This window comes from Pseudomonas nitroreducens (assembly GCF_014204515.1).
Classification (GTDB): domain Bacteria; phylum Pseudomonadota; class Gammaproteobacteria; order Pseudomonadales; family Pseudomonadaceae; genus Pseudomonas; species Pseudomonas nitritireducens_A.
This window is the reverse complement of record NZ_JACHLI010000031.1, coordinates 1-16,784: the sequence shown is the minus strand read 5'-3', so window position 1 is coordinate 16,784 and position 16,784 is coordinate 1. Positions and strand designations below refer to the sequence as shown.

The 16,784-nt window shown below is 67.4% G+C and carries 12 protein-coding genes; 6 read left to right on the top strand and 6 right to left on the bottom strand.

The genetic code is table 11. The features are described 5' to 3' along the window. The first annotated feature begins 10 nt into the window (after window positions 1-10). From HNP46_RS27860 to HNP46_RS27850, 3 genes are read left to right on the top strand one after another with little or no spacing between them, the layout of a single operon-like run. Window positions 11-1,255, top strand: coding sequence for a TolC family protein (locus tag HNP46_RS27860; protein WP_184595500.1), 1,245 nt, complete (start codon window positions 11-13; stop codon window positions 1,253-1,255). Further along, a complete protein-coding gene (locus HNP46_RS27855; protein WP_184595498.1) occupies window positions 1,255-3,438 on the top strand; it encodes a type I secretion system permease/ATPase in 2,184 nt (727 codons plus the stop codon). Before HNP46_RS27860 ends, HNP46_RS27855 begins: the two co-directional genes overlap by 1 nt. Beyond that, window positions 3,428-4,618, top strand: a complete 1,191-nt coding sequence (locus tag HNP46_RS27850; protein WP_184595495.1) for an HlyD family efflux transporter periplasmic adaptor subunit — start codon at window positions 3,428-3,430, stop codon at window positions 4,616-4,618. The genes HNP46_RS27855 and HNP46_RS27850 overlap by 11 nt, the downstream gene beginning before the upstream one ends. Window positions 4,619-5,133: 515 nt before the next feature. On the opposite strand, the gene HNP46_RS27845 is transcribed toward HNP46_RS27850, so the two are convergent. The 3 genes from HNP46_RS27845 to HNP46_RS27835 all read right to left on the bottom strand — a co-directional run bounded on the left by HNP46_RS27845 (window position 5,134) and on the right by HNP46_RS27835 (window position 9,679). Continuing rightward, on the bottom strand, window positions 5,134-5,793 hold the full coding sequence (locus tag HNP46_RS27845; protein WP_184595493.1) for a hypothetical protein: 660 nt from the start codon (window positions 5,791-5,793) through the stop codon (window positions 5,134-5,136). A 201-nt stretch (window positions 5,794-5,994) separates the two neighbouring features. Next, entirely contained in the window at window positions 5,995-8,706 is a 2,712-nt protein-coding gene (locus HNP46_RS27840; RefSeq protein ID WP_184595491.1) for a cation-transporting P-type ATPase, read from the bottom strand. 397 nt (window positions 8,707-9,103) lie between these two features. Beyond that, window positions 9,104-9,679 carry a helix-turn-helix transcriptional regulator gene (locus HNP46_RS27835; RefSeq protein ID WP_184595489.1) on the bottom strand — a complete coding sequence of 192 codons (576 nt, stop codon included), beginning with the start codon at window positions 9,677-9,679 and terminating at the stop codon, window positions 9,104-9,106. A 219-nt stretch (window positions 9,680-9,898) separates the two neighbouring features. On the opposite strand from HNP46_RS27835, the gene HNP46_RS27830 reads away from it, so the two are divergent. Continuing rightward, a complete protein-coding gene (locus HNP46_RS27830) occupies window positions 9,899-10,810 on the top strand; it encodes a LysR family transcriptional regulator (protein WP_184595487.1) in 912 nt (303 codons plus the stop codon). Window positions 10,811-11,284: 474 nt separating this feature from the next. Here the strand turns inward: HNP46_RS27830 and HNP46_RS27825 are convergent, their stop codons facing one another. The 3 genes from HNP46_RS27825 to HNP46_RS27815 are packed head-to-tail and all read right to left on the bottom strand — an operon-like array spanning window position 11,285 to window position 13,680. Then, entirely contained in the window at window positions 11,285-12,550 is a 1,266-nt protein-coding gene (locus HNP46_RS27825; RefSeq protein WP_184595485.1) for an OprD family porin, read from the bottom strand. Then, window positions 12,547-12,963: a DoxX family protein gene (locus tag HNP46_RS27820; RefSeq protein ID WP_184595483.1), complete on the bottom strand. Its 417-nt coding sequence runs from the start codon at window positions 12,961-12,963 to the stop codon at window positions 12,547-12,549. The genes HNP46_RS27825 and HNP46_RS27820 overlap by 4 nt, the downstream gene beginning before the upstream one ends. Before the next feature lie 60 nt (window positions 12,964-13,023). Beyond that, entirely contained in the window at window positions 13,024-13,680 is a 657-nt protein-coding gene (locus tag HNP46_RS27815) for a hydrolase (RefSeq protein WP_184595481.1), read from the bottom strand. A 362-nt stretch (window positions 13,681-14,042) separates the two neighbouring features. On the opposite strand from HNP46_RS27815, the gene HNP46_RS27810 reads away from it, so the two are divergent. Both HNP46_RS27810 and HNP46_RS27805 read left to right on the top strand, forming a co-directional pair. Continuing rightward, window positions 14,043-14,999 carry a GlxA family transcriptional regulator gene (locus tag HNP46_RS27810; protein WP_184595479.1) on the top strand — a complete coding sequence of 319 codons (957 nt, stop codon included), beginning with the start codon at window positions 14,043-14,045 and terminating at the stop codon, window positions 14,997-14,999. Between the two features lie 216 nt (window positions 15,000-15,215). Beyond that, entirely contained in the window at window positions 15,216-16,595 is a 1,380-nt protein-coding gene (locus HNP46_RS27805; RefSeq protein ID WP_184595477.1) for an ATP-binding protein, read from the top strand. The last annotated feature ends 189 nt before the right edge of the window (window positions 16,596-16,784 follow it).

Genomic DNA, 16,784 nt, shown 5'->3' with positions numbered 1-16,784 from the left:
AAACAATTGCATGACACTACGCAACGCCTGGTTGTATGGCCTGCTGCTGGCAAGCGCAGCAGGCCAGGGGCAGACACTGGAGGAGGCCGTGCGTGCCGGCCTCGCCATCCATCCCGAAGTCCGCGCGGCAGTGGCCGAAGCCGAGCGCGGCAAGACCGACGTAGAGATCAGCAAGGGTGGCTACTACCCGCAGGTGAGCATGTCCGGCGGGCCCAACGAGTTCGACTTCGGCGAGGTGGTCTACGACCTCACCGCGTCCCAGATGCTCTACGACTGGGGACGGATGAAGAGCAAGGTCGACAGCGCCAAGGCCACCCACCGCCAGCTCGATGAAACCGCGCTGGTGAGCCGCGAGGATGCCGCGCTGGACATCGTCGAGACCTATCTCGACGTGCTGGCCGCCCAGGCGCGCATCGACACGGTGCGCGAGCACATCCAGCGCCTGGGCGGCATCCGCGAGATGACCCAGGCGCGCGGCGGCGATGGCTACTCCGACCGCAGCGAGCTGGACCGCGCCAACCTGGAGCTGTCCCGCGCCCAGGAGCAGCTGGCCCTGGAGAAGGGCGCACTGCAGGACGCGCGCAACCAGTACGAGGTGCTGGTCGGCAAGCCGCCGGCCGATCTCGCCGAACCGGAGCCCCTGTCCATGCAACGCTACCTCGCCGGCAACGACATGAACCGCCTGATCGTCGACAGCCCGCTGTACCGCAAGGCCGCCGAGGACGCCGAGGTGGCCGAGGCCAAGCTGCGCGAAAGCAAAGCCTCGCTGCTGCCGCAGGTGAACCTGGAAGCCTCCAGCCTGCGCCGGGAGATCGGCGGGCGCCTGGAGAACGACTCGGTGGTGTCGCTGCGCCTGCGCATGGACACCTTCGAGGGCCTGTCCAACTTCCGCCGGCCCACCGCCGCCCAGCAGCACCTGGAAGCCACGCGCTGGTCCCGCGATGCCATGCAGCGCGATATCAAGCGCAAGCTGCAGACCCTCTTCGACACCGACGACACCCTGCGCTGGCGCCAGGATTCGCTGGTGCAGCAGGTGCAGGAGTCCGACCAGGTCAGCGGGGTCTACCGCGACCAGTTCGAAGTCGGCCGGCGCGACGTGATCGACCTGCTCAACGTGCAGCGCGAACGCTTCGAGGCCGAGCGCCAGCTGGCCAACCTGCGCTTCGAGCGCAAGCGCGTGGAATACCGCGCCGCCGCGCAGATCGGCCTGCTCGGGCCGCTGCTGGAACACCACCTTGCCGCGGGAGCCTCCTGATGAACGCCGACAATGTCGTACTGCTGGCGGAGCATGAAGCCGAGGCCGATCCGCTGCGCCAGGGCCTGTCCTTGCTGTGCCGGCAGATCGGCCGGCCGCTGGGCTTCGCCGAACTGGGCGAGGGCATGCCGCTGCACCAGGGCCGCCTGCCGCTGCGCTTCGTGCCGCGCGCCCTGCGCCGCGCGGACATCGTCGCGCGGGTCGAACGCCTGGCCCTGGTGAAGATGGACAGCTACCTGCTGCCGGCGCTCTTGCTGCTCGAAGACGGCGGCACCCTGGTGCTCTGCGAGCATGACGGCGAAGTCGCCAGCGTGCTGGTGCCGCACAGCGACGGCGGCGTCGAGCGCGTTGCGCTGGCGGAACTGCAACAGCGCTACAGCGGCGTGGCGATCTTCGCCAAGTGCCGCTACCGGCCGGACGGCCGCGTCGGCGATTTCGCCAAGCGCGCGCCGCAACACTGGTTCTTCGGTCCGTTGCGGCAGCTGTGGCGCTCCTACTTCGAAGTGGCCATGGCGGCGATGATGGCGAACCTGTTGGCGATAGCCTCGGCGCTGTTCGCCATGCAGGTGTATGACCGCGTAGTGCCCAACGCCGCCATGGACACACTGTGGATCCTGGCCAGCGGCGTGGGCCTGGCCATCGTGCTGGAAGGCGTGCTGCGCGGGTTGCGCGGCCACCTGCTGACCACCATGGGCAAGCGCATCGACCTGCAGCTGTCGACGCTGCTGTTCGAGCGGGTACTCAATACCCGGCTGGCGGCCAAGCCCGGTTCGGTGGGCGCCTTCAGCACCCAGGTGCGTGAGTTCGAAGGCGTGCGCGAATTCTTCACCGCCTCCAGCGCGGCGATGATCAGCGATCTGCCTTTCGTGCTGCTGTTCCTGCTGATCATCGCGCTGATCGGCGGCCACATCGTCTGGGTGCCGGCGGTGGCAGCGCTGCTGATGCTGCTGCCGGGGCTGTTCTGCCAACGCCAGCTGGCGCGGCTGTCGCGGGAGAACCTGCGCGAGGGCGCGGTGAAGAACGGCATCCTGCTGGAGTCCATCGAAAACCTCGAATCGGTCAAGGCCACCCGCGCCGAAGGCCGCTGCCTGCACCTGTGGGAGACGCTCACGGCGCAGCTGGCCGGCAACGCCATGCGCACCCACACGCTGACCACGGCGCTGTCCTACGGCGCGAGCATCGTCCAGCAGCTGTGCTACGTCGGCGTGGTGGTGTTCGGCGTGTACCGCATCAGCGAGGGCGAGCTGAGCGTCGGTGCCCTGGTGGCCTGCTCGATCCTTGCGTCCCGCGCGGTGGCGCCGCTGTCCCAGGCGGCCGGCATCCTCGGTCGCTGGCAGCACACCAAGGTGGCCATGGAAGGGCTCGACCAGATGATGCAGGCGCCGATGGAGCGTCCGCTGGACAAGCGCTTCGTGCGCAAGGAACGCCTCGCCGGCCACTATCGCCTGGAAGGCCTGAAGCTGGCCCACGGCGAGAACCCGCCGGCGGTGGACATCAGCGCCCTGGAAATCCGCCCCGGCGAGCGCGTCGCGCTGCTGGGCGGCAACGGCGCCGGCAAGTCCAGCCTGCTGCGCCTGCTCGCCGGGCTCTACGACGCGCAGGCCGGGCGCCTGCTGCTGGACGACGTGGCCATCGCGCAGATCGACCCGTCCGACCGCCGCCGCCACATCGGCTACCTGCCGCAGGACGTCGCGCTGTTCTACGGCACCCTGCGCGACAACCTCAACCTGGAAGGCGCGGCGATCAGCGACGAGGAAATGTTCGAGGCGCTGGATGGCGTCGGCCTGGGCGACTTCGTCCGCTCCCATCCGCTGGGGCTGGACCTGCCGCTGCTGGGCAACGGCAGCCTCTCCGGCGGCCAGCGCCAGGCCGTGGGGCTGGCCCGCGTGCTGCTGCAGGACCCGCCCGTGGTGCTGCTCGACGAACCCTCCGCGAGCTTCGACCAGAGCACCGAGCTGCACGTCATCGGCTATCTGCAGCGCTGGCTGGAAGGCCGCACGCTGGTGATGACCACCCACAAGAAGACCATGCTCGCCGTGGCCACCCGCGCCGTGGTGCTCAGCCAGGGCAAGGTGGTGATGGACGGCACCCTCGACCAGATCGTCAAGGATCGCACCGTACATATCCCAGGACAGAATCCCGGACAGCATCCCGGACAGGAAGGAGCCGCCCATGGCCAGTGACACCCGCGCCGCCGAACGCCTGCGCCGCGAGCTGCAGGACCCGCTGCTCGCCTCCAGCCACCCGGTGTCGCGGCCGCTGCTGTGGGCGCTGCTGCTCAGCCTGGTGGCCGCGATCGGCTGGGCCGCCTGGGCGCAGCTGGATGAAGTCACCCGTGGCGATGGCCGTGTAGTGCCGTTCAGCCGCATGCAGAAGATCCAGAGCCTGGAAGGCGGCATCCTCGACCGCCTGTTGGTGCAGGAGGGCGAGCTGGTGCAGGTCGGCCAGCCGCTGGTGCGCCTGGACCGCACGCACTTCGAGACCTCCTGGCAGGAGGCGGCCAACCAGGCCGAGGTACTGGGTGCGGCCATTGCCCGGCTGGACGCTGAGGTGATGGGCCAGGACCATATCGTCTTCCCCGCCGGCATGCCCGCCGACGGCCCGGTGGCGCGTTCCGAACGCGAGCTGTTCAAGTCGCGGCGGGAAAAGCTCGAAGAAAACACCCGCTCGCTGCAGCAGCAGGTCCGCCTGGCGCAGAGCCAGTTGGCGCTGGTCAAGCCGCTGGTGGAACGTCGCGCGGTGAGCCAGATGGAAGCGCTCAAGCTGAGCCAGGACATCGCCACCCTGAGCGGCAAGCTCACCGAGCTCAAGAACACCTACTTCCAGGACGCCTACACCGAGCGCCAGGAGAAGAAGGCCCAGCTGGCACAGATCGAACCCATCGTCCAGCAGCGCAAGGACCAGCTGCGCCGCACGGAAATCCTCTCGCCGGTGCGCGGGCGGGTGAACACCGTGCTGATCAGCACCCGTGGCGGCGTGGTGCAGCCGGGCGAGCCGATCATGGAGGTGATCCCGGTGGAAGAGCGCCTGCTGGTGGAGGCCAAGGTCAAGCCGCGCGACGTCGCCTTCCTGGTGCCGGGCATGCCGGCCAAGGTGAAGATCACCGCCTACGACTACAGCATCTACGGCGATCTGAAGGGCACCCTGGAACAGATCAGCGCCGACACGATCGAAGAAGATACGGTGCACGGCAAGGAGTACTACTACCAGGTGCTGATCAAGACCGACGGCAGCCAGCTGATGCGCAACGGCGAGGTACTGCCGATCATCCCCGGCATGGTCGCCGAGGTGGACATCCTCAGCGGCAAGCGCAGCGTGCTGAACTACCTGCTGCGGCCGTTGCTGAAGGCGCGGTTGATGTAGCAAGGCCCGCGCAACGTAGGGCGAATAAGCCGGAACGGGTTATCCGCCGACAGGGCGCAGAATACGGCGCTACGCGCCACTTGAGCAGGGATCGTTGAACGTAGGATGGCGTGGAGCGAAGCGATACCCATCGTCGGCTATCGCCGCGCAATAGCCATCGGGCTGGGATAGCCCTGCAGGACCGGCCACGCCCGCGATCCGCCGCCAGGGTCGGCGCATGCAGTGGAATGCCGAACTGGGCGGGTTCGCGAGCAAGGACTGGGCGTCCCCCTCGCTCCTACAGGCTGATCGGTTTCAGGCGCGGGCCCGGTCCGCGAAGGTTTCAGGCAACACGGGAACACCCGGCATGCGCCCCCTTCGCACGTTGGCGAAGGGCCGGGAACCTGGGGAGGACGAGGGCGCGGCACTGTAGGGGCGAGCCTGCCTGCCATGGGTATCCGGGCGGGGCTTTGCGGGTGGGCTCGCTCCTACGGCGGCCGGTTGCCGATGGCGCCGGGCTGCTGCCTGCCACGGCCTCAGCAGTTGGATATCTGCCCTGCATCGATACCGTCCACCCGGCCGTTGGCGAAGTGCAGCCAGAGCCAGTTCGTGCGGTAGCGCGTCCTGTCGCATCTGCCTTCGAGCCGGCGGTGATGCTCGAAGCGCCACCAGCCGTCTGCCGGCAGCGTCGCGACCCCCATCACCGATTGCACCTCGGCGCTGGAGGCGCCGATCCACGCATAGCCATCAAGCGTCAGCCACTGCTGGGCTTCGTGCAGTGGCGGGCAGTTGGCGCCGGGCTGTTGATCGGGCCGGCTGTGCAGGGCGATACGGGTGATGTGGTGGCTGCCATCGCTCCTCTTTGCCTCGGAGAGCAACCACAATCCCTGCCTGGCATGCGGCAGGTGATAGCAGAGCCAGTAGCGGCGCTGATCGCCGACACCGTCGTGGCGGATTTCACCGGCGCCAAGAATGCTGCGCGCTCCCTGGAGGCTGGTGAGCTTCGCCTCGCTGACGGCGTTGCCCAGTATCAACGAGTGCCACACGGGCTCGCCCACGGTGAACTGAGCGCTCGCCAGACGCAGTACCTCGGGCGGCTCGCTGTCGGCAGCTGCCAGTGCCAGCGACGCCAGGCTCGATAGTGCGATCAGCCCGCGCCGCAGCAGCGCCTGGTAAATGGGTAGAAGTGATTTCATGGTTGGCGCCCTGGAACAAAAGGGCGCCATGGTGGGAGCGAGGGCAGTTCGCCCCTATGGGATTACTCTGGAGCAGGGGCCATAGGATTCTGATCCTTGAGCGTCGCTGGCCTTCCTGGCGGGCGCCGGTGCCGCAGGTTCGCCGCGGCCAGGGAGGAAAGACGGCGTACCACCGTGAACGGTCGTACGCCGTGCGAAGTGCTAGCGACGCGATGCCTTCCAGCGGCGGATCACCAGCTTCTCCAACTCCACCGCGAAGAACACCGCGATGCCGATGCCCAGCGAGATCAGCCAGCCGCTGAAGGGCAGGGCGACGGTGTGGAAGGCGGTCTGCATGAAGGGCACGTAGATCACGAAGCACTGCAGCAGGATCAGCGCCAGGGTCACGGTGAGCAGCGCGCCATTACGCAGCAGCGCCCAGTTCAGCGAGAACTCCTCCTGCAGGCGGCAGTTGAACAGGTAGGCCCACTGCGCGGTGACCAGGGTGTGCAGGATCATGGTGCGGATGTGGTCGGTGTCCTGGCCGTTGCTGACCATCCAGGCTTCCAGCAGGAAGGCCGCGGCGGTGAGCAGGCCGCCGACGTAGAGCACCCGCCAGACCGCGAAGCCGTTGAGGATCGACTCCCGGGCATTGCGCGGCGGCCGGCGCATCATCCCCGGCTCGCCGGGCTCGAAGGCCAGGGCGAAGGACAGGGTGGTGGAGGTCGCCATGTTCATCCAGAGGATCTGCAGCGGCGCCAGCGGGATCACCGCACCGGCAAGGATCGCCATGACGATCAGCAGGCCCTGGGCCATGTTGGTCGGCAGGATGAACAGTACGGTCTTCTTCAGGTTGTCGTAGACCCGGCGGCCTTCGCGCACGGCGCCGGCGATGGTGGAGAAGTTGTCGTCGGTGAGCACCATGTCGGCGGCTTCCTTGGTTACCTCGGTGCCCTTGATGCCCATGGCGATGCCGACGTCGGCCTGCTTCAGCGCCGGGGCGTCGTTGACGCCGTCGCCGGTCATGCCGACCACTTCCTCGTTGGCCTGCAGCGCGCGCACCAGGCGCAGCTTGTGCTCGGGGCTGGTGCGGGCGAACACCGAGTACTGCATGGCGAGGGACTTCAGCTGGGTGTCGTCGGCCTGTTCCAGCTCCTGGCCGGTCATGGCGCGCAGGTCGTTGCCCATGCCGAGCATGCCGGCGATGGCGACGGCGGTGTCCGGGTGGTCGCCGGTGATCATCTTCACCTGGATGCCGGCGCGCTTGCACAGCGCGATGGCCTCGATGGCCTCCGGGCGCGGCGGGTCGAGCAGGCCGGCGACGCCGAGGAAGATCATGCCGTCCTGCACGTCCTCGTGGTCGATCACGCCGTCATCGGGCTGCACCGGCTTGTACGCGGCGGCCAGCATGCGCAGGCCTTGCCCGGCAATGAAGCTCATCTCGCGCTCCCAGTACTCGCGTTCCAGCGGCTCCACGCCGTTGGCGCCCAGCTGCTGCTGGCACATGCGCAGCAGGACATCGGGCGCGCCCTTGAGGTAGACCAGGCTCTGCCCGGCGACGTCGCAGCGCCGCGCCATGTACTTGTAGGCGGAGTCGAAGGGAATCTTGCCGAACTTGTGGAATTCGATGTCCGGCAGGGCGGCCTTGCGTGCCAGGACCTTCAGCGCGCCCTCGGTGGGCCCGCCGACCACGCCCCAGCGGCCTTCCTCGTTGAGCTGCAGGCTGCTGTCGTTGCAGATGTCCACCGCACGGATGAACGCCTGCAGCGCGTCGTGCTGCGCCCAGTCCAGCTCGTCGCTGGTGCCGCCGAAGGTGATGCGGCCCTTGGGCTCGTAGCTCTGGCCCTCGACGCTGTAGATGCCGTTGGCGAGCAGCACGCTCTTCACGGTCATCTCGTTCATGGTCAGGGTGCCGGTCTTGTCCGAGCAGATCACGCTCATGGCGCCGAGGGTTTCCACGGTCGGCAACTTGCGGATGATCGCCTTGTTCTGCGCCATGCGCTGCACGCCCAGGGACAGGATGATCGAGACGATGGCCGGCAGGCCCTCGGGCACCGAGGCCACGGCCAGGCTGATCAGCGACAGCAGCAGTTCGCCGAAGGGGTAGTCGTGCCAGAAGAAGCCGATGATGAACAGCACCACCATCATGCCGATGATCAGCTGGAAGATGCGCTTGCCCAGCTCGGCGATCTGCCGCAGCAGCGGGGTTTCGCCTTCGTCGACGTTGGCGATCAGCTTGTTGATGCGCCCAAGCTCGGTGGCAGGGCCGGTTTCGATCACCACACCACGGGCGTTGCCGGCGCTGACGTTGGTGCCGGAGAAGCCCAGGTTGGTGCGGTCGGCCAGCAGCGCTTCCTTGTCCAGCGCGTCGGCATGCTTGCCCACGGTGAGGGATTCGCCGGTGAGCATGGATTCCTCGACCTGCAGGTGGTGCACGTCGAACAGGCGCACGTCGGCCGGAATCTTGTCGCCGGGGCGCAGGATGACGATGTCGCCGGGTACCAGCTGGGCGGCGTCCAGCTCGATCTTCTTGCCGTTGCGCACCACGTGGGCGGTGCTGCTGAGCATGCCGCGCAGGGCGGCGAGGGATTTCTCCGCCTTGTTCTCCTGGAAGAAGCCGATGCCGGCGTTGATCACCGCCACCAGCAGGATGACGATGGTGTCGGTCCAGTGGCCCATCAGCGCGGTGGCGACGGCGGCGGCCAGCAGGATGTAGATCAGTACGTCGTTGAAGTGCTTGGCGAAGCGCAGCCAGAGCGGCTCGACCTCCTTGGCCGGCAAGGCGTTGGGGCCGACTCGCAGCAGGCGCGCGCCGGCGTCGTCGGGGGAGAGGCCTTCGGCGCTGGTCTGCAGGTCGGCCAGGGTCTGCTCGACGCTCTTGCGGTACCAGTCGGTGGCTTGCGGTTTGCCTTCGGTGGGTTGCTGTGCAGTCATGCTTCGGCTCCCGGCTCCTGCCTGTTGGGAAAGTGGGACTGCCGGGAAGCGTAGACGGCGATAGGAGGTACGGAACTGTCTTACCTCAAGGTTCTTCCTATCCTGGCTGAACCATTCCTGAACGGCATAGGAGCTGGCACATTTCGATGGAGGTTGGCGTAGGAGCGGACTTTGTCCGCGATCGAATCACCATCGCTCCGACTCGTCCGGGAGTTGGGCGAAGCCATCGCGGACGGAGTCCGCTCCTACGAATCCTGAGAGTCCGTGCGGACGAATTCTTGTGTTCCACTCACCCGGCTGGCCTGGCGCCAGCGGTTTGGTGTGCAGCCCGTAGGGCGAATAACCCGGAACGGGTTATCCGCCGCCATGGCGGATAACGCCTGAGGCGTTATGCGCCCTACGCGGGAGAAGTCCGCTTATCGAGAGAGCAGGCGAAGTCCTCCGTCCCACCCACCCGACTGGCCTGGCGCCAGCGGTTCGGCGTGCAGCCCACCAGCTTGCGAAAACTGCGGCAGAAGTGCGACTGGTCGGCGAAGCCGCATTCCTGGCTGACCTGGGCAATCGGTGCATCACTGGCGGCGAGCAACTCGCGGGCGCGCTCGATGCGCAGGCGCAGCGCCCATTCCCGTGGGGCGAGCCCGGTGGCCTGCTTGAAGGCACGGGAGAAATGGCTGCGCGACAGGCCGCACTGCTCGGCGACATCGGCGATGTACAGGCGGCTGAGCAGGCTGCCGGCAAGGATGTCCTTGGCCTTGCGTTCCTGCCAGGGTGCCAGGGCGAGGCGCTCGGCGGGGTCTGCTTCCGCGTTGCCGGGGTCGGGCATGCGGTAGTGCTCCAGCAGGTGCTGGCACAGGCGCTGGCTGGCCTGGTGCAGGCCGTCGCCGGGGTTTTCCAGCTCCTCCATGAGCTGCAGCAGCAGGTGGTGGGTCTGCGGGGCGAGCATGGTCGCTACCTGGTGGGCAGGTGCGGGCATGGCGTCTCTCTTTTCGTGGCGGGCTATCAGCGGCGCAAAAGCCGCTCCGGAATGGGGAAAATTCAAGGTAAATCAAGGCGATTCATCACTCAATCGAATTCGTATGAGGCCTCGTTTTCAAGCACATCCGTCCAAGAAAAGCGCCTTGCCAGGTGATCCACTGGCGCGACCCCCGTCTTGTGCAAAGATGCCCACTCCCACCACCCCGAGCGACCAGCCATGAATCGCAACGACCTGCGCCGCCTGGACATGAACCTGCTGGTGATCTTCGAATCGCTGATGCTGGAGCGCAACCTCACCCGCGTCGGCGAGAAGCTGTTCATCACCCAGTCCACCGTCAGCGCCGCCCTGGCGCGCCTGCGCGACCTGTTCGACGACCCGCTGCTGGTGCGCGCCGGCCGCGCCATGGAGCCCACCAGCCGGGCGCTGCACATCTTCGAGGAGCTGCGCCCGGCGATGGACGTGATCTCGGCGGCCGTCAGCCGGGCCAAGACCTTCGAGCCCGAGACCAGCTGCAACATCTTCCGCCTGGGCCTGTCCGACGACGCCGAGTTCGGCCTGTTCCCGCCGCTGCTGGCGCGCCTGCAGCAGGAAGCGCCGAACATCACCGTGGTGGTGCGCCGCGCCAACTTCCTGCTGATGCCGGGCCTGCTAGCCTCCGGCGAGATCACCGTGGGCGTCAGCTACACCACCGAGCTGCCGGCCAACGCCAAGCGCCGCAAGCTGCGCGATATCGGCGTGAAGGTGCTGCGTGGCGACGACCGCCCCGGCCCGCTGACCCTCGACGAATACTGCTCGCGGCCGCACGTGATGGTGTCCTTCTCCGGCGACCTGAACGGCGCCATCGACCTGGACCTGGAACGCATCGAGCGGCGCCGCAAGGTGGTGCTCGCCGTCCCGCAGTTCGGCAGCCTGCGTGCGCTGCTGCGCAATACCGAGATGATCGCCACCGTGCCCGATTACGCCGCCTGTGCCCTGGTGGAAGACAGCTGCCTGCGTGCCGAGGACCCGCCGCTGGAGATCAAGCCGGCGGAGCTCTCGCTGGTCTGGAGTGCGGCTCACGACAACGACCCGGCCGAGCGCTGGTTGCGCGCGCGGATGGTCGAGTACATGAGTGCGCCGGTGCCCTGAGTCCTGCACAGGGTCTTTGCGGGATGGGCAGAGTCCTGGCTGCGGGTGCAGGGGATTGATGGGTATCGCTGCGCTCCACGCCATCCTACGACGTGCTTTTCCTGAAGGTTTAACGGCAGCGGGATCGTTTACGTGGGGCGAATAACCTGGAACAGGTTATCCGCCTCCCCGGCTGCGGCGGATAACGCTGGCGCGTTATGCGCCCTACGGTGGCTATTGGGTTGCAACGGCGCTGGGTGGGGTTCGCGAGCAAGCTCGCTCCTACAAAGTACGCGAGCTTCGGTGTTACCCCTGTAGGAGCGGATCTTATCCGCGATCCGGCCGGCAGGCCGGTGTTGCTCCGTGCTGTCTGTCGCGGTTGCGCCGCGATTTCGCCGAGAAGCTCCGCTCCAGCAGGCGGCGGGTGCTTTTCGTAGGAGCGAGCTTGCTCGCGAACGGCTGGACGCCAGTGTTTCCCGTGAACGCCCCGACCACTCAGAACACGCCCTTGAGCGGATACTCGACGATCACATAGATGCGATCGATATCCGCGCCACCCTGGGCATCGTTGGCGCGGTGGGAAACCTGGGCGAAGCTCAGCGCCAGGTCCTTGGCCGCGCCGGACTGCACCACGTAGCGCACGTCGAGGTCGCGCTCCCAGTGACGGCCGCCGTCGCCGTAGGCGGGCTGGCAGGTGCCGCCGTCCATGGGGTTGTAGGCGCCGCCGCACGGGGCATGGGTGCCGTCGATGCCGCTGCCGCGTACGTAGCGCGCCGAAAGGGTCAGGCCGGCCAAGCCGGCGCTGGCGCCGTCCCACTGGTAGCGGGCCTGCCAGGAATGCTCGCCGGGGCCGTTGAAGTCGGCGTACTTGATCGAGTTGGCGAGGTAGATGGAGTCGCCGCCAACGAAGTCGAAGGGCGTGTCGCCGTCGATTTTCTGGTAGGCAAGGCTCAGCGCGTGACTACCCAGGGCGACCTTGCCCAGCAGGCTCCAGGCCAGGGTGTCGATGTTGCCGGCGCGGGCGCTGCCGGTGTCGCCGGTCCTGTACAGGTTGGCATCCACTGACCAGCGGCCGAAGTGACCGTTGAGATTGGCGTAGACCTGGCGCCAGACCTCGTCCAGCTGGCTGGCATACAGCGCGCCGCCCCAGTTGGCGTCGGGTGAGCTCCAGGTCGCACCGGCCAGGCTCAGGCCGCCGAAGCGGGTGCTGGCACCGTAGCCTTCGAATTCGCCGTGGCTGGAGCTGGCGTTCTGGTTCTTGAACGCGGTGAAGCGTCCGGCCTGCAGGCGCAGCCCCGGCAGGCTGCGGTCATCGAGTAACCAGCCGGTGGCGTATTCGGGTTGCAGGCGCTTGTCGCCGGTGTCGAACACCGGGGTTTCCACTTCCATTTCGCCCCAGGCGAGGGTGGTCTTGCCGTGCACCAGGCGCAGCGCGGCGCCGGCGTCGGAGTACTGGCTCTCGCTGCGTCCGTCGCTGTCCAGCGGCAGCAGGCCGGTGCCGGCGTGGCCGCGTCCGCCGTCGAGCTTCAGGCCGAGAAAGGCGTGGGCGTCGACACCCAGGCCGATGCTGCCGGGCGTGACGTCGCTGCTGAATTTGCCGATGAAGCCCTGCGCCCACTCGCGGCGCAGGCTCTGGCCGTTGGGGCCGGGGCTGCGGTAGTCGTTGTCGAGGAAGTAGTTGCGCGACAGCAGCGACCAGTCGGCGGCCTGGGCCTGGCTGCAGGCCAGCGTCAGGAGGCAGGCAATCAGCGGGCTTTTCACGGGCGCGGCTCCATCAGGGCTGCCACGAATCGGGGCAGCGGTAGGCGGTAGTCGCCGGGGCCGGCAAGCGCCAGGCCGCTGAAGAGGATCAGCATCCACCAGGCGAACTGGCCTTCTTCCAGCGACCACTGCGGGTGCACGAAGACCAGCGCCACCAGCAGCACGGCGATCACCGGCAGGCAGGCGAGGCGGGCGAACACGCCGAGGATCAGCAGGAGCGGGCAGAGCACTTCGGCGAACACCGCCAGCGCCAGGGTCGGCGTGGCGCCGAGGCCGAAGGGGTCTTCGATGTGTTGCAGCTCGCTCTGCCAGTGCAGCAGCTTGGGCAGCCCGTGCACCTGCAGCAGCAGGAGGGCGGCGGCCACGCGCATGAACAGCAGCGCCAGGGCGCCGCAGCGGTCTTGGGTCGGCATGGTGTGGGTATCCCGGCAATGCAAAGGGGCGGCCGGGCCGCCCCGTTCTGGTGCTTGGGCTCAGTGGCCTTCGCTGGCGTTGAACATGGTCTTGGCGTAGATCAGGCCCAGGCCGTAGGCGCCGCCGTGCTCGATGGAGGTCTTCACGGTCGCGTCGTAGGTCTCGCCGCGAGCCCAGTCGCGTTGCAGCTCCAGCAGGTACTGCAGGGAGGTCATCGGCCGTGCGCCCAGCTGGATCATTCGTTGCAGGGCCATCTCGTGGGCTTCGCTGGACACGTCGCCACAGGCGTCGGCGATCACGTAGACCTCGAAGCCCTGGTCGATGGCCGACAGGGCCGGGCCGACGATGCACACGGAGGTCCAGAGGCCGGCGAGGACGATCTTCTGCTTGCCGAATTTGTTCACTTCCACGGCGATGCGCGGGTCTTCCCAGGTGTTCATGCTGGTGCGGTCGATGACGTTGTGCTCGGGGAAGACCGACTTGATCTCGTCGAAGATCGGGCCGGAGAAGCTCTTCTCGGCAACCGTGGTGAGAATGGTGGAGACGCTGAATTCCCTGGCGGCCTTGGCGACCAGGGCGGCGTTGTTGCGCAGGGTCACGGCGTCGATCGACTTGGTCGCGAAGGACATCTGCGACTGGTGGTCGATCATGATCAGGGTGTGGTCGGTGGGGTTGAGCAGGGTCTTGCCGGGAACGGCTTTGGCGATGGCGGTCATGGTCGGTTTCCTGGTGGCGGGCCTGATGGGCGAAACGGCTTGGCGGGTCTGACGGTTGACGTGCCGGGCTTGGCTGCGAACCGTGGAGGCATGATTGCCGATCGCCCGAAAGCGCGGAACAGACAGGCCTGCAGGGCCACTTTGCAGTTCTGCAAGGGCCTGGGCTGCGCGCTGCAGGGCGATGCGACGGGGGTGACTATGGTTGCGCCGGCCCGGCATTGATTGGACCCATGTGCTCGGTCCGTCCGGCGGAGAATGATGCAAACGTGCGATTCAGCGAGGCGCTCAATGGGTACAGTGGCGCTATTTCCCATACCGGGGCAGGCGAGTGCGCCACGCCCCGTTTGCGTGCGAGCAGAACAATGAAGACAGTGGCCATGGTGCTGTATGACGACGTACTGGCGCTGGATGTGTCCGGGCCCATGGAGGTGTTTTCCATGGCCAACCGCTACCTGCCGCCCGAGCGGCATTACCGCCTGCTGACGGTGGCGGCCAGGCCCGAGAGCGTGCGCGCCTCCAGTGGCCTGAGGATGAGTGCGGACCTGCCGCTGGAAGCGCTCCTCGCCGGGGTGGACCTGCTGCTGGTCCCCGGCGGCCCCGGCGCCTACAACGGTAACAACGAGGCCCTTAACGCCTGGCTGCCGGCGGCGGCGCGGGCGGCGAAGCGCTATGGCGCGGTGTGCACCGGCGCCTTCCTGCTCGGCGCTGCCGGTCTGCTCGACGGCTATCGCTGCACCACCCACTGGAACTACCTCGAACGCCTGGCGCGGCTCTACCCGCGCACCCAGGTGCAGGCCGAGCGCATCTACGTCATCGACCGCAACCTGATCACCTCCGGCGGCGTCACCGCCGGCATCGACATGGCCCTGGCGGTGGTTGCCGAGGATCACGGCAAGGATGTCGCCCTGGAAGTCGCCAAGGTGCTGCTGGTGGTGCTCAAGCGCCAGGGCGGGCAGACGCCGTTCGGTCCGCTGCTGGTGTCGGTGGTGCGCGACGGCTCGCTGATCGCCCGCGCCCAGGCCTTCGTGGTGGATCACATCGACGAGCCGCTGACGGTCAATCGCCTCGCCGAGCAGGTGGCCATGAGCCCGCGCAACTTCGCCCGCGCCTTCCAGCGCGAAACCGGCATGACGCCCATGCAGTACGTGCAGAGCGCGCGCATCGACCACGCGCGCAAGCTGCTGGAAAGCAGCGACCTGCCGCTCAAGCAGGTGGCCTGCCGCAGCGGCTTCGGCAGCCCGCGGCACATGCGCACGGTTTTCGGCGAACGGATCGGCATGACGCCGAGCCAGTACCGCGAGCAATTCGACTTCGCCTGATGGCAGTGGGCCGCATTTTTCGCGGCTTGACCGTCTGGCGCACCCAACTTGGCCGAATCCTTCCCCTTGCGGGAATTGCACTGTCACGCAACGGCGGGAAAATACCCTGACCAATTAATCGGGGCGCGTCACCTGGGTACCGACCAGATCGCCTGGAGGCCTCGTTGTAGAGCGATCCGTCTGCCCCTGTGGACATCAGCAGGACGTGAGCAGGACATGAGCGCAAACACGGAATACCGCACCGAGACCATCCTGCAGTTCGGTCGCTTCCAGTTCCATCCCTACAAGCGCCAGCTGTTGCAGGGCGACCGCCCGGTACGCATCGGCAGCCGCGCGCTGGATATCCTCCAGGTGCTGATCCGCCAGCCCGGCGAGATCATCGGCAAGGACCGGATCATCAGCGAGGTCTGGGGCGGCACCGTGGTCGAGGAGATCAACCTGCGCGTGCACATCGCCGCCCTGCGCCGTGCCCTGGGCGAGGGTCGTACGGGCGAGCGCTACATCGCGAACGTGCCGTTGCGCGGCTACGGTTTCGTCGGCGTGGTGGAGACCCTGGAAGCGCCGGCCACGCCGCCGCAGCCGGCGTGTCGGGCTCCGGTGAGCAACCTGCCGGTGCTGCTGATGGGCCTGGTGGGCCGCCAGGCACTGATCGAGCGCGTCGTCGCGCAACTGCCGACGACGCGCCTGATGACGCTGGTCGGGCCGGGAGGCATGGGCAAGACCTCGCTGGCGATCCACGCCGCCGAGCAGCTCGGCCAGCACTTCGGCCTGGTGCGCTTTCTCGACCTTTCCGCCGACCCGGACGGCATCTCGCTGAGCCAGAACCTCGCCATCCTCCTGCGCGAGCCGGCCCTTGAGCCGACCCTGTTGCTGCTGGACAACTGCGAACACCTGGCCGAGCGCTGCGCCGAGGCGGTGGAGCACCTGCTGCGTCTGCACCCGGCGCTGAGCATCCTCGCCACCAGTCGCGAACCCCTGCGCGCCGAGGGTGAGCACGTGGTGCGCCTGGCACCGCTGGAGGTACCGGTGCAGGACGATGCGCCACTGGCGCTGGCCATGTGCAGCTCGGCGGTGCAGCTGTTCGTGATGCGCGCGCGGGAAGTCTGCGACCGCTTCGAGCTCAAGCCCGGCCAGGTGCGGGCCATCATCGATATCTGTCGGCGCCTGGATGGCATCCCGCTGGCCATCGAGATGGCCGCGCGGCAGGTGGGCATCCTCGGCCTGAATGGGCTGCCGGCGCTGCTGGACACGCCTCTGCAACTGCTGATGCCCGGCCGCCGCACCGCGCCGGCGCGGCAGCAGAGCCTGCGGGCAACCTACGACTGGAGCTACGGCCTGCTGGACGCTGCCGAGCAGCGCTGCCTGCGCCTGCTCGCGCAGCTGGGCGAAGACTTCACCCTGGACTCGGCCGTGGCCTCGCTGGATGGCGACCGGCTGTGTCGTGAGTGCGCTTTTGCCGCTGTTCGCCAACTGGCGGACAAGTCGTTGCTGTGGGTGGAGCAAGGTGAATGCGGAGTGCGTTACCGCGTACCGAACACGGCGCGGGCATACATACGACAAGTGGCGGTGCCTGAGGTGGCTGTTACGGCTGCCTGATCGATGTGGTGGTGCATGAATCCTGCATGAGCGGAGCTTCTCCGCGATGCTTCTTGCGTCGGTTCGGAGTTTCTGCGCCGCATCGGTGTGCGCACGGACTCTGTGTTTCGCCCCCTCGGGCGACCTACTTTGGCAAACGCCCCAAAGTAGGCAAAGGTCTTGCCCCGGACATCCGGTTTTTCGCTTAGG